Source organism: Paenibacillus ihuae, from assembly GCF_001368795.1.
GTDB lineage: Bacteria > Bacillota > Bacilli > Paenibacillales > Paenibacillaceae > Paenibacillus_AQ > Paenibacillus_AQ ihuae.
This window is the reverse complement of the sequence record NZ_LN831198.1, coordinates 1461029-1478359: the sequence shown is the minus strand read 5'-3', so window position 1 is coordinate 1478359 and position 17331 is coordinate 1461029. Positions and strand designations below refer to the sequence as shown.

Below are 17331 nucleotides of genomic sequence, written 5' to 3'. Positions count from 1 at the left end.
ATGACATGCGTATGCTTGTCCAGCGGATCATCCTGCTGAAAGAGCCCGTAGCGGCCTTCCATCCGTAAATGGGAGACCATTACCAGTCCATCCAGTACAAACCGCAAAAATTTGCCTCTGCGCTCAACCGTAACAATGCTATGGCCCGCCAGCATATTGGCGAAAGCCTGAATATCGTCCGGACGCTGAATAATCCGCGGCAGCCGGACGGTGACGTGCTGTATCTGCTTGCCTGTAATTAAATCGTTTAGTGTTCTTCTGACTGTTTCAACTTCCGGTAATTCCGGCATTATGGCTCACCTCTATCCCATTATACCGGATAACACCAGGCTTCGGGGAGCCTATTTCGCTTCATACCAGTTACTTCCATAACTTACCTCCGCCTTCAGCGGAACAGACAGCGCCAGCGCCCCGGCCATAACCTCTGGCACCAGCTCCTTCATCAGCTCCAGCTCATCCGGCGGTACCTCAAACACAAGCTCATCATGCACCTGAAGCAGCATGCGGCTCTTCAACCCGCGTTCGTATAATGCTTTGTCCATATGAACCATAGCAAGCTTGATGATGTCCGCAGCCGTTCCCTGAATTGGAGTGTTCATCGCTGTCCGTTCAGCAAAAGAGCGCAGATTAAAGTTCTTGGCATTAATCTCCGGCAGATAACGGCGGCGTTCCAGCATTGTTGTGACATACCCCTGCTTACTCGCTTCGACTACAATTTCATCCATATAACGGCGGACACCACTAAAGACTTCCTTATACTGCTCAATAAACTGTGCAGCCTCTTTACGCGGAATATTTAGGTTCTGAGACAGTCCGTAATCACTGATGCCGTAGACAATCCCGAAGTTGACCGCCTTGGCGGAACGGCGCATATTGCTGTCTACCTGATCGGCCGTGACCCCGAACACGTCCATGGCTGTCTTGGTGTGAATGTCCATATCCTCCAGGAACGCTTCCTTCATCCGTTCATCACCGGAGATATGCGCCAGCACCCGCAGCTCAATCTGCGAGTAATCCGCCGCCAGGATAGACCAGCCGGGTTCAGACGGCACGAAGACCTTGCGGATCTTGCGGCCCTCCTCCAGCCGGATCGGGATATTCTGAAGATTCGGAAACTGGCTGCTTAAACGTCCTGTTGCGGCAATCGTCTGCCGGTAGAAGGTATGAACCTTGCCGGTCTCTTCCGAAATTTCCTTAAGCAATCCTTCCACATAAGTGGACTGCAGCTTGGCAATCGTACGGTACTGCAGGATCAGACGCACTACATCATGATAAGGAGCCAGCTTCTCCAGCACCTCTGCATCCGTGGAATAGCCCGTCTTCGTCTTCTTAACGACAGGCAGTCCCAGCTTCACGAACAGGATCTCGCCAAGCTGCTTCGGCGAGTTCAGGTTGAACTCGGTTCCGCAAATCTCGTAAATTTCCGTTACGAGTGTGGAGATCTGTGCTTCGAATTCTTTGCCCAGCTCCTTGAGATCCTCTTTATTGACCGCAATCCCCTGCTTCTCCATATCAGCCAGAATGCGCGACAGCGGCATTTCCAGATCCAGTAACAGGCCGGTCATTGCTGTCTCTGTCAGCTCCTGCTGCTGCTTCTGCACAATGCCATGCACAGTAGCACTCTTGCGGGCTACATGATTGCCCAGAATCTCAAGCTCAGGAATTTTATATTTGGCGCCTTTGCCGAATACCTCTTCATCCGGGGACAGACGCGGCAATCCATATTTGGCGGTAAGATCATTCAGATTCTGATTCGCTTCCGTCGGGTCCAGCAAATAGGCTGCAAGCTGCACGTCATTAGCCGCTCCGGCAAAAGCGATCCCCTGCCAATGCAGGGCCAGATCCGCCCGGTGCAGGTCATATCCGCTCTTCGGCGCACTCCTGTCTCCAAGCCAGTCCCGCAGCGGTGCTGCGGCCGGGCTCTTCAGCAGGGCAAGCGGCACGAAGTAATGCTGCTCCGGTGAAGACAGACCGATGCCGATCACTTCAGAACGGTGCGGATTCTCACCGTTTGTCTCCACATGCAGTGCGGAAATATCCGGCAGGGCAGCAATTAGCGCTTCCAGTTCGGCCTCGCCGACGATCGTAATATCCAGGACAGCGGTCTCAGCCGCACCCGATGCTTCCGCTCCGGTTCCTTCGCCATTTGCCGCTGGCGCATAAGCGCTTAGCGACAAGCGCTCCAGCAGGGATTTGAACTCCAGCTTAGCGAGCGCAGGTCCGGCTGTTTCTGTCTTAATTCCGCTGAAGGCCATATCCTCCCAGGCATGCTCAAGCGGAACCTCACGGTAAATCGTCGCGAGCTTCTTGCTCATGACGGCGCTGTCGGCATGCTCCTCTAGCTTCTCCTTCATCTTTCCTTTCAGTTCGCCGGTTCCGGCCAGTACACCTTCAACAGAGCCGAACTGATGCAGCAGCTTCAGTGCCGTTTTCTCGCCTACCCCAGGAACACCTGGAATATTATCGCTAGTATCACCCATCAGGCCCTTGAGATCGATAATCTGCTCAGGGGTCAGATCATATTTCTCACGGATCTGCTGCGGTCCGTACAGCTCCACTTCGGTAACACCTTTGCGTACCAGGGCTACGGTAGTATGCTCTGAAGCCAGCTGCAGCATATCCTTGTCCCCGGACACAATGATCACTTCACGTCCGGCAGCATCCGCTTCCCGGGAGATACTGCCGATGATATCATCAGCCTCATAGCCGCTGATTTCAAACTGCGGCACACCGAGATCGCGCAGCAGGTCCTTTAGCATCGGGAACTGCTCGGACAGCTCGGGCGGAGTCTTCTGGCGGCCGCCTTTATAATCCTCATAACCTTCATGCCGGAACGTAATCTTCCCCGCATCAAATGCCACGATCAAATGGCTTGGTTTATAATCGTCAATTAAGCGCAATAGCATTGTCGTAAATCCGTATACCGCATTCGTCTGCTGTCCTGCTGTATTCGTCAGCGGCGGCATTGCAAAAAACGCGCGGTAAATGATGTTATTTCCATCTATAAGTATCAACTTGTCCACTGTAGCACCTCGCCTTTTTCTTGCTTACTCCTTACATCTTACCATATGCTCTGTACAAAAAAGAACCAAAGTGCACGAAATGAGTCTCCGGGTCAGAATCTTACATTGAATGCAGGATTGCCATTCTTCAGCGGCTTAAACCCGTTATTGCCGGCAATTACAAATAAAAAACAGCATGCCTCCATGGGGGGCGTGCTGTTTTAGAAATACGTCAGGGAGGTTCACTCCAGCTGTCTGAGCGAGCTTACTGCAGGCTATTGGTTCAGATCCGGACGCTTGCCCGTCACCAGATACACGACACTCTCGCCAATGTTGGTGGCGTGGTCAGCAATCCGCTCAATGTAACGGCCAACCAGTGTCAGCAGCATGGCCTGATTCAGGGATTCCGGCTTCTCCACCATATAAGCATAGAGCTCATTAATCATTGCGCTGTACAACCCGTCAACCTGATCATCGTCCTGGGCCATTTTGTAGGCCAGGTCGGTGTTCTCATCCAGGTAGGACTGAATGGCTTCGGTAATCATAACCGAGACAAGTTCAGCCATGCGCGGAATATCTACCAGCGGTTTGATCAGCTGCTGTCCCTGAATACGCAGGGTAACCTTTGCCACATCCAGAGCCAGATCGCCCATACGCTCCAGATCGCTGGAGATTTTGAAAGCAACAATTATACGGCGCAGGTCTTTGGCTACGGGCTGCTGGGTAATAATAAGCCGTGAGCCGATGTCCATAATTTTGTCTTCCATCGCATTCAGCCTCAAGTCAGCCTTAACGATGTCTTGTGCGCGTTCGATATCCTGGGTCTGCAGCGCCACCACGGCACCCTCAAGTGCATCGATGACATGCTCACCCATTTGCTGCAGCAGGGTGCGCAGCTCTTCCAGATCTTTGTCGAATTCTTTTCTGCGAATCATAAGTAAACCGATCCTCCTCAAAAACGTATGGTCAGCCTGTCATTTCCAGGAACAGGTCCTCCAGCGCTTAGCCGAAGCGTCCGGATATATAATCTTCAGTGCGGGAGTCCTTCGGATTGGAGAACAGCATCTCCGTATCCGCCGCCTCAACGATGACACCATTCAGGAAAAACACGGTACGTCCCAACACACGGGCCGCCTGATGCATGTTGTGCGTGACCATTACAATCGTGTACTTGCTCCGCAATTCCTGTACAAGCTCCTCGATCTTAAGTGTGGAGACCGGGTCCAGGGCAGAGGTCGCCTCATCCATCAGCAGAATATCCGGCTGCACTGCAAGCGCTCTGGCAATACAGAGCCGCTGCTGCTGTCCGCCGGACAAGCTGAGCGCAGACTTCTTCAGGAAATCCTTAACTTCCTCCCAGAGGGCGGATTGGCGCAAGCTCTGCTCCACAAGCTCGTCGAGTTCCGCTTTGGAACGGACGCCGTGCAGACGCGGGCCATAGGCTACATTGTCATAAATTGACTTCGGAAAAGGATTCGGCTGCTGGAATACCATGCCGACCTGCTTGCGCAGACTTTCCACTTCCACTTCGTCGCTATAAATATTCTTGCCGCCGATGTTAACTGTTCCTTCAATACGTGTTCCGGGGATCATATCATTCATTCGGTTTAGGGTACGCAGCAGGGTGGACTTACCGCAGCCGGAAGGCCCGATAAACGCGGTCACCTGTTTCTCAGGGATTTGCAGCTCCACATTCTTCAGTGCGTGAAATGACTCATAGTAGAGATCTAGCTTCTCTATGTCAATGATGGATTTCATTTGTTTTGGCGTCTCCTTCTCATCATCTTCGTTCCCAATGATAAGCTTTCAGTGTAAATAGAGTTGAAGAGAATTGTTAACGCAGTGTAAAATCGGCAGCGGCAGATATTATGCTTCTAACAGAAGTGTAAGTATAGTGTATAGTTACATTTCTATTTTTATGTATAGTCAAAAAAAAGAACACCGTCATATCACATGACCGGTGCTCTTTTTTTGTTCACGACCAGCTTGTAGCCCACCCCGCGGATCGAGTCGATGTGGACGGATTCCGGATCAAGCTCCAGCTTCTTGCGCAGCGAGCTGACATGAACGTCTACAGTACGCTGCCCCCCGATATAATCAAAGCCCCAAACCGCATTCATCAGATCGTCGCGCGTCAGCACTACACCCGGCTTGCGTGCCAGGTACAGCAGCACCTCAAATTCTTTGGGGCGCAGATTGATGCTCTGTCCCCCCAGCGAGACCTCATACCGCTCCGGATAAATCTCCAGCTGTCCCAGAATGATCGTCGATGCGGATGCCGCCACTTCCGGCTGGCTCTCCTCTACAACTCCCGAGATCCGCCGGAGAACAGCGCTCACTCTCGCAAGCAGTTCGGACACGCCAAAAGGTTTCGTTATGTAATCGTCGGCGCCTGATTTCAGTCCCCGGACTACATCCTCTTCGGCGTTTTTGGCAGTCAGCACGATTACAGGTGTACGGATGCCCTGCCCGCGAAGCTTATCAAGGATATCTATCCCGTTCATACCGGGCAACATCAGATCCAGTACGATCAGATCAAAAGGTTCTCTAGTCGCACGGTCGTATCCTGCCGTTCCATGATCCTCCACCGTCACCTCATAGCCTTCCTGCGTCAAGTTATAGGACAGCAGCCGGGCCAGCGTCGGTTCGTCTTCAATGACAAGCAATCGTTGTGCCATAGTTTCCCCCGTATTCATATGTTTTAAAATTTACAAAACTGCAGCAAGCCCATCATATCACCGGAATGTTAACTTGGTGTAAAATAGCAGCAACTTTTCGAAGATTCACCTGATACTTTTAATATATCTCTTGATAGACCGGCTGGCAAACGCAATCCATGCCTCTACAGACCGCGCACCAACCAGTCTGCTACTCTCCGTGCTCCTGCAGCAGCGGCAGCTCCAGAATAAACGAGCTTCCAATTCCGAGATCACTCTCAACGGTAATCGTACCCCGGTGCAGCTCCACCAGATGTTTTACAATGGACAGCCCGAGTCCCGTACCGCCGGAGCTCCTGGATCTGGCCTTATCTACCCGGTAGAACCGCTCAAAGATGCGCGGAAGGTCTTTGCGGGGAATTCCCATTCCCGTATCACTGACGGTAAAGACGACAGTTTCTGTACCATCCGTCCTTTGTCTGTTTGTAGCCGTAACTTTGACACTGCCTCCGTCATGCGTGTAATTAATGGCATTGGAGAGCAGATTCATGAAGATCTGGCGCAGCTTATCCTCATCCCCTTCGATGAAGAGCTCGTTCGGTACATTCGTGCTGAGACTAATCTTTTTCTTTTCTGCCACCTTACTAAGCGTCCCCAGCACGGAATCAAAGAATTCGATTAAATGCACCGGCGAGCATTCCAGCTGCACACGCTTGGATTCGATTTTGGACAGCTCCAGAATATCCCCGATCAGGCGGTTCAGCCGCTCATTCTCATCATATATAATCTGCAAAAATGAACGGGCGGTCTTCTCATCTGTCACACCGCCGCCAAGCAGCGTTTCGGCAAAGCCTTTTACTGCGGCTACCGGCGTCTTCAATTCATGCGACACATTGGCGACAAACTCGCTGCGCATCTTCTCCAGCCGGCGGATTTCCGTTACCTCCTGCAGCAGGAACAGCATGCCCCGGTAAGAGCCGTCCTGCACCATCGGCACACCGTCCAGCCGGACGATCCGCTCGGCAGGGGTATAAATACTGCGCTCTTCATGGATCGGCTCATTACGCTCGACACCTTCTTCAATCAGCCGGGCCAGCTCATAATGATGCTTCAGCTCTTTGTAGGAATGCCCGGCCATCTCGCTGTTCTTCACATCGAGCATCCGTTCCGAGGCCCGGTTGAGCAGGGCAAACTCCCCTTCCGCATTGATCATGACAATGCCGCCGGTCATATTATCCAATACGCTTTGCAGCAGATCCTCATTATCGCGGATTGTCTTAAGCTGTGCCTGCAGGCTGTCCGCCATCGCATTGATCGCTTTGGCCAGCTGTCCGACCTCATCTCTGCGCTGTATCGGTACCCTGGCATCATAGTCCAAATCGGTAATGCGTCGGGCGACTCTAGTAATCTGCTCCAGCGGTGAAGTCATGCTGGACGCCACTTTATAGCTCACAAAGGTAGCCGCCACAAAGAGCAGCACCAGTCCGCCGGCCATAATCATCCATGCTCGGTTCAGCCCCTCTGTTACCGCATCAAGCGCCATCGAAAGGCGGATATATCCGTCAAAGCCGTCCTCGGAGTGTACCGCTCCGGCCACATAGAGCATTTCCCGGTCAAGCGTATCACTGTAACGGATGGCACGGCCAATGCCTTCTTTCGCCGCAATTACTTCTTCTTCCCGTGTAGAGTGGTTATCCATTTCCAGCGGGTTCTTCTCCGAATCGCCGATAACCTTCCCCTCTCTGGTAATGAAGGTAATCCGGGAATTCGTCAGCTGGGAGATGAGCTTGGCATGCTCCGTGTAGTAGCTGATCGCATCTGAGCTGTTCATGTCGGTGAACTGGAAGGTGCCGGACAATAATTTTATTTCCCGGGACATGTTCTCCTCCAGGGCGGTGATATGCGAGTCCTTGAACAGCGTAGCCATAGTAATGCCCGCACCGATCATAGAGATTCCGATCAGGGCCATCATGATTAGGGTGAGGCGGATGCGAAACGGTTTCATATAAAGTAGTCCTCTTTCTTATCGTTGTGTCCTTGAGAACATCCTAACTCCATTTCCGCGAAAATACCAGTTCCCGTGACAATTATCAACGCAGTGTAAAATCTGCCCCGGACAGTGTCGGAGCGCTGCAGAAATCCCGTTAATAGAACAAGACGCAACAAAATGATAAACTATGAGATAACACCTCTCCATTCTTTTACAGCGGTTTCATAAAGACTAATTTTCTTGCGAGGGATAACGATGAAAGTAACCATTTCAGATGTAGCCAGAGCGGCAAATGTGGCCAAGTCCACCGTCTCCAAGGTGTTGAACGATTCTCCCAAAATATCAGCTGAAACCAAGCTAAGAGTCCGGGAAATCATGAAGCAGATGAATTATATCCCGAGCAGCATTGCTACCGGATTAGCCAGACAGAGCAGCCATACGGTCGGACTGCTGATCGACATGTCCAAAGAGAGCGAATTTTTGAATCAGTTCTTTTACAATATTATCGGCGGTATCGAGAGCGTGATCGGTCCCCTGGGCTATGAATTGACCCTCTGTAATATCCAGCACCATGCTGCGGAGGACCATTTTCTTAACCGACTTGTGCTAAACCAGCGGGTAGACGGAATTATTGCTAATAATTCTGTTCTGACTGAAGAATTGTCGAAGGAGCTGGACCGGCTCCGCTTCCCTTACGTCTCGATCGGTGAATTGGAGCCGGCCGCCAGTTGGGTCGATTTCGACAATGAAGCCGGGGGACGAATGCTTACCAGTCATTTGCTGCAGCAGGGTTATACTAAACCTGCTTTTATCGGAGGTGAACGGAATGAGCGGATATTCAGCCGCCGGTTAAGCGGCTACCTTCAAGCCATGCAGCAGTCGGACTGTATCGTCCGCCAGGATTGGATTGTAAACGGTCCGGCGGATGAACACGAAGGATACCGCGCGGCACTGAAGCTGTTCCAGCACGGGGACCGTCCTGACTCTGTGGTGTGTATGACGAATTACACGGCGTTTGGCGTATTGAAGGCAGCCCGGGAGCTCGGGATCGGTGTTCCGGGTCAACTGGGAGTCGCAGCTTTTGATGAATATCCTTTATCCCGCTATACGACTCCCCCGCTAACTTCGCTGAATATCGACACCTTCAAGCTCGGGGTAACGTCCGGCCAGTGGCTGATGGATCATATCCAAGGCAGATGTACGGCATCACGGCAGCTGATTCTTGAACCTGAGCTCATTCCGCGCGAGTCCACCGCCGGGCTGCTGTGATAGCATTCATACCCCTTCCTCACCATAATCTTCAGTTTGCAAAACAAGGAGCGGCTCCCAATCGGGGCCGCTCCTTCTTTGTATTATAGCTGCGGGGAATTGACTATGCCGGTGATGTTATTGATCTTTCCAGCGCTGTACCGTCAATGATACAGTCTGCGCTCCGCCGGCAGGTGTCAGCGTCCGGTTCGCAATGTCTGCGCCGCTTGTACTTGTCTCCACTGAGGCCCAGGTTCCGCGGGTGATCTTATACTGCACCGCTGTTCCTGCCGGCAGGCTGAGCGTGATGGAATAGACACCATCACTGCCTTTGGTCAGCTGATACGCGGGATCCGCCGCATTCCAGCTGTTGAAGCTGCCGGTCAGATATACCGGCCCGGATGACGGGGTAGAGCTCGGAACAGTGACCCTAAAGGTTACGCTGTCCGGCTGCGGCACTCCGGCGGACAGGCTGCCGTTCACCAGACTCCATGTACCGGCGGCAAAATGATAATTGCTGCCACTGTTGTTGTCCCAGGTGCCGCTGCCGTTATTGAAGGCTGCAGTCAGACCTGCAGCTGTACCCAGCTGAATTGTGGCGGTCTTGTAGCCTGAATAGGAGGAAGCCTGCAACTGTAATCCTGGGGATGTAGTCCATACATTTGATCCATCCAGGCTATAGTGCATATAGGAATTCGTATAAGCTGTATTCTTATAATAAATGGTCACTGAATTGCCAACTGGAGTAGCCGTTGGTGTTGGTGTGACTGTCGGCGTCGCCGTCGGTGTTGCTGTTGGAGTAGGTGTTGCAGTCGGAGTTGCTGTTGGTGTAGGTGTAGGTGTTACTGTTGGCGTTGGTGTTGGAGTTGGAGTTGCTGTCGGCGTTACAGGTGCGCCTGCCTGAATGTTCCCGGTCGGCGTATACGTCCAGGTACCGGTGCCAAACAGATAATTGCTGCCGCCATTGCTGTCCCAGGTACCGCTGCCATTGTTGAAGCAAGCTTCAAGCTGCGTGGCGAAGCCGATGTTAATTGTAATTTTATTGTAACCTGACACTTCGGATGCCGGAATGGCTACCCCGGGTGCTGTCGTCCAGGTTCCCCCGGCAGGACGATAATGGATATATGGCGTAGTATAGCCCTGCTTGTAATAGATGGTCACATTATTACCGGCTGGCGTAGTAACTAGCGCCGCTGCGCTGAATGCCGACAGGTTGCCTGCGGCATCAAAAGCTTTTACCGTATAGCTGTAATCCGTTTGTGCGGAGAGCCCGTTGTCGGTGTAAGAGGTGGTTGCCGAGGTGCCTATCTTTACCTCGTTCCGGTAAATTTCATAGCCGGTTACTCCCTCGTTGTCGGTGGACGCTGTCCAGCTGACCAGCGCACTGGAGGCATTTTGCACGGTTGCCGTTACATTGCCTGGAATAGATGGAGCCACGGTATCCGTTACCGGCTGTGTTTTGGAATAGATTTTGGCTGAGTTCGCACCTACAGATACAGTAATCTGTTTCCCTGTTGCGCCTCCCGATTGTACAGTAACTGTATCAGATGTATTTAATTGATTAATCAGGACGGTTCCGACCGTTAGTGTGCTTTCGGTGCGCAGCGGGATAGTAACCGTCTGTGTGCCGCTGGTCGCATTACTAAATACAGAAATGACTTCCTGTCCAACATTGGTGCCGCTGTCGATCCGGCGCGAGAATGCATACAGGTTCTGGGCAGACCACATTTCACGCTGGGTGCCGGTGCGCAGTGCCGGGTTATTTTTTCGGATTTCATTCAACTTGGCAATGTGCTTGTAGGTGCTAGTGTTCTCATTGAAATAATTCTCCAGAACGTTGCCGTTCGCATCCCGCTTCACCATCGACCAGCGGTTCCAGGTATCGGCGATCCCACCTGTCATAATCTGGCCGTTGCCGTTACCTTTATTCTGTTCGGTCCCCTGGAAGACTACCGGTGTTCCGCGGACCGTGAAGATAAAGGAGAGGGCGTTCTGCATTTTCTCAACACTGCCGCCGGCTTCTGTCAGGAAACGGTTGCGGTCATGATTATCGATAAAAGTAACCATATGATTCGCATTTCCGTTGTAATAGGAATCCTGAGCCAAAGTACTCTTGATATTGGAGTCAAAAGACTGCCCGTAAGCAAAGCTGTTCAGCACGGAGAAGAACATTGGGAAATCAAGCATGCCCCACTCCTTATTCGTGCCCACCCAGCGGGAGACGAATTCAGCATTGCCGTCAAAGTTCTCACCGAAGGTATTCACGCCGAGGAGATTCTGCAGCTCGCCGATATCGGTCGGCTTGATCAGCTTAGCAGCATCTACACGCGCGCCGTCTGCTCCCGTATAGTCAAACCAGGCTTTAATGGAGCTGAATACGGCCTGTTTTGCAGCTGGAACATCGAAGTCGATATCATCCAGTCCGCCGAGGTCGTGATTCTCCAGATAGTCCTGGGCCCACTGATCATATCTTCCGTCGGCCAGCGACCAGTTAATATCACCATTGTGATGATACCAGGCCGGGTTGTTAAACGGCGCCGCCGGCTGCAGACCCGCGATATCATAATAAGCCTGCGTACCCAGCATATAGTCTCCGATATGGTTCGGCACGACATCAATAATTACCTTAATACCGAGTGCATGCGCGGAATCCACCAGTTCCTTCAGCTTCTCTTTGGTCCCGAAGTAGGGATTGGCGGCATTGGGGTCTTTAACGTTGTATCCGTGATAGGCTGTGTTTTTACCTGTGCCGTTGTTGTCGCGGTTCGTCATCTGCGGCTCTGCCACAGGGGAGATCCAAATTGCGGTATACCCCATGTTCGCAATATACGGGAGCTTGTTGATAACCCCCTGCCAGTCTCCGCCCTTCATATAGCGGAAATCATCCTCGGAGGTCTCTCCGTAACGGATCGCGGCGCCGGTGGCATTATTGGAGGTATCCCCATCATTGAAACGGTCGACCATAATCTGATAAATCGTGTCGTTCTCAGTGATTGTGCCGATGCTGGCCGCATCTGCCTGTGAAGGTGCCAGTACAAATAAATTCGTCATTACGGACAGAACAATAGATGTGATTAGTACCGGAATAAGCCATCGGTTGCGTTTCATTCCTCATCTCCCTCTCATCATAGAGCGCATTTGAACACCACTGCCTGTGAATTTACATCCATCACTTGCAAAACTGTGTTGCGGGTAAGGAAACCGGTTTCTCAAGTAAAAATTACCATGATCATGTATGCGCTGTCAAGCATAATTAATGTCAAAAAACCTTCTTTCCGGAATATGAAAGAAGGTTTCTGAATATTCAATGATTCTGTTTTGTTATTTAAATACCGGCTCACGGAACTGTGCCAGCTTGGCTGCTGAATCCTTCTCGACATCGGCATGGAGGCTGTTGCCGTGTGCATCCATTGTTACGATAGCCGCGAAGCCGTCCACCTGCAGATGCCACATCGCCTCCGGAATGCCGAATTCCATGAAGTCAACAGCGTTGACTTTCTTGATGCATTCCGCATAGTACTGCGCCGCACCGCCGATTGCGTTAAGGTAAACACCGCCGTGCTCCTGCAGGGCCTGGAGAGTTTTAGGACCCATTCCGCCCTTGCCGATTACGGCGCGGATGCCGAACTTTTTGATAATCTCGCCTTGGTACGGCTCCTCGCGGATACTGGTAGTCGGGCCTGCCGCCTTCACATGCCAGCCTTCATCATCCTTCAGCATCACCGGGCCACAGTGATAAATAACTGCACCGTTCAGATCGACCGGGGCATCATGATCCATCAGGTACTTATGCAGCGCATCCCTTCCGGTATGCATCTCCCCGGAGAGGATAACCACATCGCCCACCCGCAGGCTGCGGATCTCTTCCTCACTGACCGGTGTAGTCAGGCGGACCTCGCGTGAACCGCCCGCAGCATTGGCAGGCACAGCATCCGGCACTGGTACAGCCGGGGCCGGTTCATCTACAGAGATGCCTGTACCGCTCTCGTAGAGCCACTCCTTAATATTTCCGGTTGCGGGCTCGACCAGGATCCCCTGGCGGCGGAATGCCCAGCAGTTATAAGCCACCGATACGAAAAAGCTGGCCGGAAGCCGGTTCATCACACCAATCTTGCAGCCCAGCAGCGTCACTTCACCGCCGAAGCCCATCGTGCCGATCCCCAGCTTATTGGCATTCTCCATAATATAGTCTTCCAGCTTGCGCAAATCTTCAACCGGATTAACATCCTCGACCTTGCGGAACAGCTGCTTCTTCGCCAGCTCATAGCCGGTTGTCCGGTCACCGCCTATGCCTACGCCAATAAAGCCGGCACTGCAGCCCTGACCCTGCGCCTGGTACACGGCATGCAGAATACATTTACGGATGCCTTCAAGATCGCGCCCTGCTTTGCCCAGACCCTCAAGTTCTGCAGGCAGGCTGTACTGGATATTTTTGTTCTCGCAGCCCCCGCCTTTAAGAATAAGCCGGACGTCCACGTTCTCCTCTTCCCACTGTTCAAAATGAATCACCGGCGTTCCTGCACCGAGGTTATCTCCGCTGTTCTCACCGGTCAGCGAGTCGACTGAATTAGGCCGCAGCTTCCCGTTCTTAGTAGCGCGGATAATCGCGCTGTGAATATCCTTCTTCATCTCAATCTGGTTGATGCCTACAGGGGTATGAATGATAAAAGTCGGCATCCCCGTATCCTGACAGATCGGTGATACCTGAAGCTCGGCCATACCGATGTTCTGTGCAATCGTGGTTAAGGCGAGCCCCGAGCGGGTGGCCCGGTCTTCCAGTGCACGCCCCTTGGCGACGGCTCTGCGCACATCACCCGGCAGGTTTGTGGAGGTCTCTACGATCAGATTATAAATGCTTTCTTCAAAATTCTGCATCTTCATTCCGGCTCCTCTCATCAGTTCCAGGTTGTCTAAAGTCTGATACAATTAGTTATTATCATATCACACTCAGCTCTGCATGAAAGGGGTTACTTAAAAAATGAACTACCATTTTTCGGCCTATCTTTACCGCCTCCAGTATATTCAGCGCTGGAGCCTCATGCGCAGCACCGCACCGGAGAACGTGGCGCAGCATTCGTTCCAGGTCGCCCTGCTGGCGCACATGCTCTGCTCCATCGGCAATGTCCACTTCGGCCATTCGCTGAACGCCGACCGTGCTGCTACGATGGCGCTGTTCCACGACGCCAGCGAGGTATTTACCGGCGATATCGCCACGCCGGTTAAGCACAACAATCCGCGGCTTCTATCCAGCTTCCGCGAGATGGAGCGGGTCGCCGCCGAGCGCCTGACGGCGATGATTCCGCCGGAGCTTGGCGCCGTCTATACGCCGCTCCTGAAGCCGCAGGACAGCCCCGCCGGCTCCGGGGATGCCGGACTGCTCCGCTATGTGAAGGCTGCGGATGTGCTCGACGCCTACCTGAAATGCGTCTGGGAAACCGCAGCAGGCAACCGCGAGTTCGCTGCCGCCAAGGAGCAGACGCTTGCGAAGCTGACGGGTCTCGCGCTGCCGGAGATGGAGTATTTCCTGACTCACATGGCGCCGGGCTTTGAGATGTCGCTCGATGAGCTGTCTGCGGAGAACTGAAGGGGGCAGTATGCTTAAACGGATTCTACACCGTAGCTCCCGTTAGGATATCCCAATCCTTGAATACCGGCTGCAGGTTGTTTGCTATAAGCATATCTGTGATCTCCTGTACATTCCGGCTGTCGGAGATTTCAAACTGCGGCGTGCCGCCCGTCTGGGTATGTCCCCCAACCTCGGTAGACACCCCTGCGGACAGTTTCGTTATCCCCAGATGGACCAGATGATCTCTCAGAGTAGCAGGCTCACGTGTGGATAAGGTAATGCCGGCGCGGGGCAGGAACAAGCGATATGCCAAAATAATCTGCACCAGGGCCCGGTCAGTCACCTCACTATCCGGGTTAAACTCACCCAAATACGGGCGAAACCGCGGGGCGGACAGTCCGATCTCACATTCCGGGTACTTGTCCTGCAGATACCGTGCATGCATCGCGGTGAAAAAGGCCTCCTGACGCCAGTCATACATCCCGAGCAGAGCTCCGATATTGACGGACCGGAATCCTGCCTGACAGCCGCGTTCAGGGGCATCAAGGCGGTTCCGGTAGACTCTTTTAGGTCCCTTGATATGCAGCTTGCGGTACGTCTCCTGATGATATACCTCCTGATATAAGGTTAGTCCATCCACTCCGGCCTCCATGAGTTCCATGTATTCCTCTATGGACAGCGGATTTACTTCGATGCTGACGGAAGAGAAATATTCGCGGAGAATCTTCACACAGTCCTTCACATAAGCAGTCGGGCTCTCCTTGCGCGACTCTCCGGTAAGTACCAGAAGGTGGCGGAAGCCGGAAGCTGCTATCACACCCGCCTCCTGCCTGAGCTCCTCAGGGCCCAGCTTTTTTCTCGGAAAATCATAAATTGAGCTGAAGCTGCAATACGTGCAGTGATTGACGCAAAAATCAGCGAGGTACATCGGTGTGAACAGCTGCATGACATGCCCGAAATGTGAACGGGTCAGCTGCTGTGCACGCTGTGCCATCTCCTCCAGGCAGGACGCTGCAGCAGGTGACAGAAGGGCTTGCAAATCGTGTTCATCCAGGCGTTCCTTAAGGAGCGCCCGCTTCACATCCTCCGTTCCGTACTGCTTCCATAAGGTTTCGTAAGGAAGCTGTTCCAGCCGAAGCACCGTTTCATAAAAGCTCATATTCCTCCCCCATTCCACTTAGGTAACTATCAGTTCAAAAATCCCGTCAGCGGTGATGAATGGACTGCGGCCTCCTCCACCGGCCCGAGTCCTGCCAGATAAGCCTTCCGGCCGGACGATACGGCCTCACGGAAAGCTTCGGCCATCAGCAGCGGATCGCGGGCGGTCGCAATGGCTGTATTCAGCAAGACAGCGGAAGCGCCCATTTCCATCGCTTCTGCCGCTTCTGACGGTCTGCCAATTCCGGCATCTACAATAATGGGAAGATCCACCTCTGAAATCAGGATGCGCAGCAGTTCTTTGGTCTTCAAGCCGCGGTTTGAGCCGATGGGAGACCCCAGCGGCATAATGGCTGCGGCGCCGGCTGCCTTCATCCGCAGTGCAGCGGACAGATCCGGACTCATATAAGGAAGCACCACGAAGCCCTCGGCGGCGAGTATTTCTGTAGCGCGGATGGTTTCGATATTATCGGGCAGCAGATACTTCTGGTCGCTGATCACTTCAATCTTTACCCAGTTGCCAAGGCCGGCTGCTCTGGCCAGTCTGGCAATCCGGACAGCCTCTTCTGCAGTGCGTGCGCCCGAGGTATTGGGAAGCAGCGTCATCTGGGAAGGGATATAATTCATAATATTCTCTTGGCTCTGCGGATCAACCCGGCGTAGGGCCACTGTAATTACCTGTGAGCCTGACGATGCTACAACCTCGGGGATCAAAGTATTACGGCTGTATTTACCGGTTCCTATAAACAAGCGGCTGGTTAATGAAATACCGCCGAGTACAAAAGGATCTGACATGGGATTCGCCTCCTGGTATGAAAAAAATAAAAAAAATTACAACTTGCTGAATGAAGGACCGAACACCGGACAATTACTGCCGGGAGCAACGATAATGTGTCCTCAGCCCCCGCCGACAAAATGAACAAGCTCAATCCGGTCGCCTTCCCCAAGCGCAGTGTTTATGTAACTGTCTTTGCCAACAATGTCACCGTTCAGCTCTACAATGACCAGCCGTTTGTTCCATTGCGGCAGGCTCAGCAGATCAGCCACAGTCCGGCAGTCGTCCGTAAATTCTCCGGGTTTTCCGTTAATAATCAGCTTCATGCCCCTCACCTCCTTTACCTTCAGCCTGTATAACAGCTCTCCTGTAGGCACGAACGGCAGCCAACGGGTCTTTCACACTGCAAATGCCGGACATTACTGCTATGCCAGCCGCCCCCTGCCGGATGACTAATCCGGTATTGGCCGGTGTAATCCCGCCGATCGCGATCAGCGGAATACCGCACATACGCACAGCATCCGCCAGCTGTGTAAGCCCCCGCTCCTGCTGGCCCGGCTTGCAGATCGAAGGAAAAACATGCCCGAACAGGCAGAAATCAGCCCCTTGCCTGCCTGCTTCCTCCGCCTCCTGCGCAGAATGCACTGACTTTCCCAGCCGCTGTGCGGGAGCAGCGGCACGTGCGGCAGATAGCGGCAGGCTGTGCCAGGCCAGCTGAACACCAGCCGCACCTGCCGCCAGCGCAACATCCACCCGGTCATTGATGACCAGCTTGGCTGCGGGTACCCCCGCCAGTAGGAGCTTTCCGGTCATGTCCAGCAGCTCCCGGGCGGACCGCTGCTTTTCCCGCAGATGAATAAAGTCCAGCAGCGGATGAAGAGCGGCCGCCATTGCCGCAAAGTGAGCCGCATCCAGCCTCCCGTCCGAAATCAAAT

Annotated in this window: 14 protein-coding genes; 2 read left to right on the top strand and 12 right to left on the bottom strand. The window is 53.1% G+C overall.

All coding sequences use genetic code 11. From position 1 onward, the window contains the following. The 6 genes from AQR02_RS33630 to pnpS all read right to left on the bottom strand — a co-directional run. On the bottom strand, positions 1 to 290 hold a 290-nt coding region (locus tag AQR02_RS33630; RefSeq protein WP_280818599.1), incomplete at its 3' end, for a DNA-formamidopyrimidine glycosylase family protein. 51 nt (positions 291 to 341) lie between these two features. After that, positions 342 to 3023 carry a DNA polymerase I gene (gene polA / locus AQR02_RS06475; RefSeq protein ID WP_054939884.1) on the bottom strand — a complete coding sequence of 894 codons (2682 nt, stop codon included), beginning with the start codon at positions 3021 to 3023 and terminating at the stop codon, positions 342 to 344. Between the two features lie 254 nt (positions 3024 to 3277). Continuing rightward, positions 3278 to 3937, bottom strand: a complete 660-nt coding sequence (gene phoU, locus AQR02_RS06470) for a phosphate signaling complex protein PhoU (RefSeq protein ID WP_054939883.1) — start codon at positions 3935 to 3937, stop codon at positions 3278 to 3280. 67 nt (positions 3938 to 4004) lie between these two features. Continuing rightward, complete coding sequence (pstB, locus tag AQR02_RS06465; RefSeq protein ID WP_054939882.1) at positions 4005 to 4760, bottom strand: phosphate ABC transporter ATP-binding protein PstB; 756 nt, start codon at positions 4758 to 4760, stop codon at positions 4005 to 4007. A gap of 191 nt (positions 4761 to 4951) precedes the next feature. Beyond that, complete coding sequence (locus AQR02_RS06460) at positions 4952 to 5680, bottom strand: response regulator transcription factor (protein WP_054939881.1); 729 nt, start codon at positions 5678 to 5680, stop codon at positions 4952 to 4954. Positions 5681 to 5870: 190 nt separating this feature from the next. Further along, complete coding sequence (gene pnpS, locus AQR02_RS06455) at positions 5871 to 7664, bottom strand: two-component system histidine kinase PnpS (protein ID WP_054939880.1); 1794 nt, start codon at positions 7662 to 7664, stop codon at positions 5871 to 5873. Positions 7665 to 7904: 240 nt separating this feature from the next. Here pnpS and AQR02_RS06450 point away from each other — a divergent pair, with 240 nt between their 5' ends. Beyond that, on the top strand, positions 7905 to 8918 hold the full coding sequence (locus AQR02_RS06450) for a LacI family DNA-binding transcriptional regulator (RefSeq protein ID WP_054939879.1): 1014 nt from the start codon (positions 7905 to 7907) through the stop codon (positions 8916 to 8918). A gap of 117 nt (positions 8919 to 9035) precedes the next feature. On the opposite strand, the gene AQR02_RS06445 is transcribed toward AQR02_RS06450, so the two are convergent. After that, on the bottom strand, positions 9036 to 12005 hold the full coding sequence (locus AQR02_RS06445; protein WP_054939878.1) for an alpha-amylase family glycosyl hydrolase: 2970 nt from the start codon (positions 12003 to 12005) through the stop codon (positions 9036 to 9038). A gap of 213 nt (positions 12006 to 12218) precedes the next feature. Further along, entirely contained in the window at positions 12219 to 13772 is a 1554-nt protein-coding gene (locus AQR02_RS06440) for a fumarate hydratase (RefSeq protein WP_054942014.1), read from the bottom strand. 103 nt (positions 13773 to 13875) lie between these two features. Here AQR02_RS06440 and yfbR point away from each other — a divergent pair, with 103 nt between their 5' ends. Beyond that, a complete protein-coding gene (yfbR, locus tag AQR02_RS06435; RefSeq protein ID WP_054939877.1) occupies positions 13876 to 14481 on the top strand; it encodes a 5'-deoxynucleotidase in 606 nt (201 codons plus the stop codon). Positions 14482 to 14506: 25 nt separating this feature from the next. Here yfbR and thiH read toward each other — a convergent pair whose 3' ends face one another. The 4 genes from thiH to AQR02_RS06415 form a co-directional block, all read right to left on the bottom strand. Further along, positions 14507 to 15622: a 2-iminoacetate synthase ThiH gene (gene thiH / locus AQR02_RS06430; protein WP_054939876.1), complete on the bottom strand. Its 1116-nt coding sequence runs from the start codon at positions 15620 to 15622 to the stop codon at positions 14507 to 14509. 29 nt (positions 15623 to 15651) lie between these two features. Then, complete coding sequence (locus tag AQR02_RS06425; RefSeq protein WP_054939875.1) at positions 15652 to 16416, bottom strand: thiazole synthase; 765 nt, start codon at positions 16414 to 16416, stop codon at positions 15652 to 15654. A 102-nt stretch (positions 16417 to 16518) separates the two neighbouring features. Next, positions 16519 to 16722, bottom strand: coding sequence for a sulfur carrier protein ThiS (gene thiS, locus AQR02_RS06420; RefSeq protein WP_054939874.1), 204 nt, complete (start codon positions 16720 to 16722; stop codon positions 16519 to 16521). Then, positions 16706 to 17329 (bottom strand): thiamine phosphate synthase, encoded by a 624-nt coding sequence (locus AQR02_RS06415; RefSeq protein WP_054939873.1) that lies wholly within the window; start codon positions 17327 to 17329, stop codon positions 16706 to 16708. The genes thiS and AQR02_RS06415 overlap by 17 nt, the downstream gene beginning before the upstream one ends. Positions 17330 to 17331: the final 2 nt, after the last annotated feature.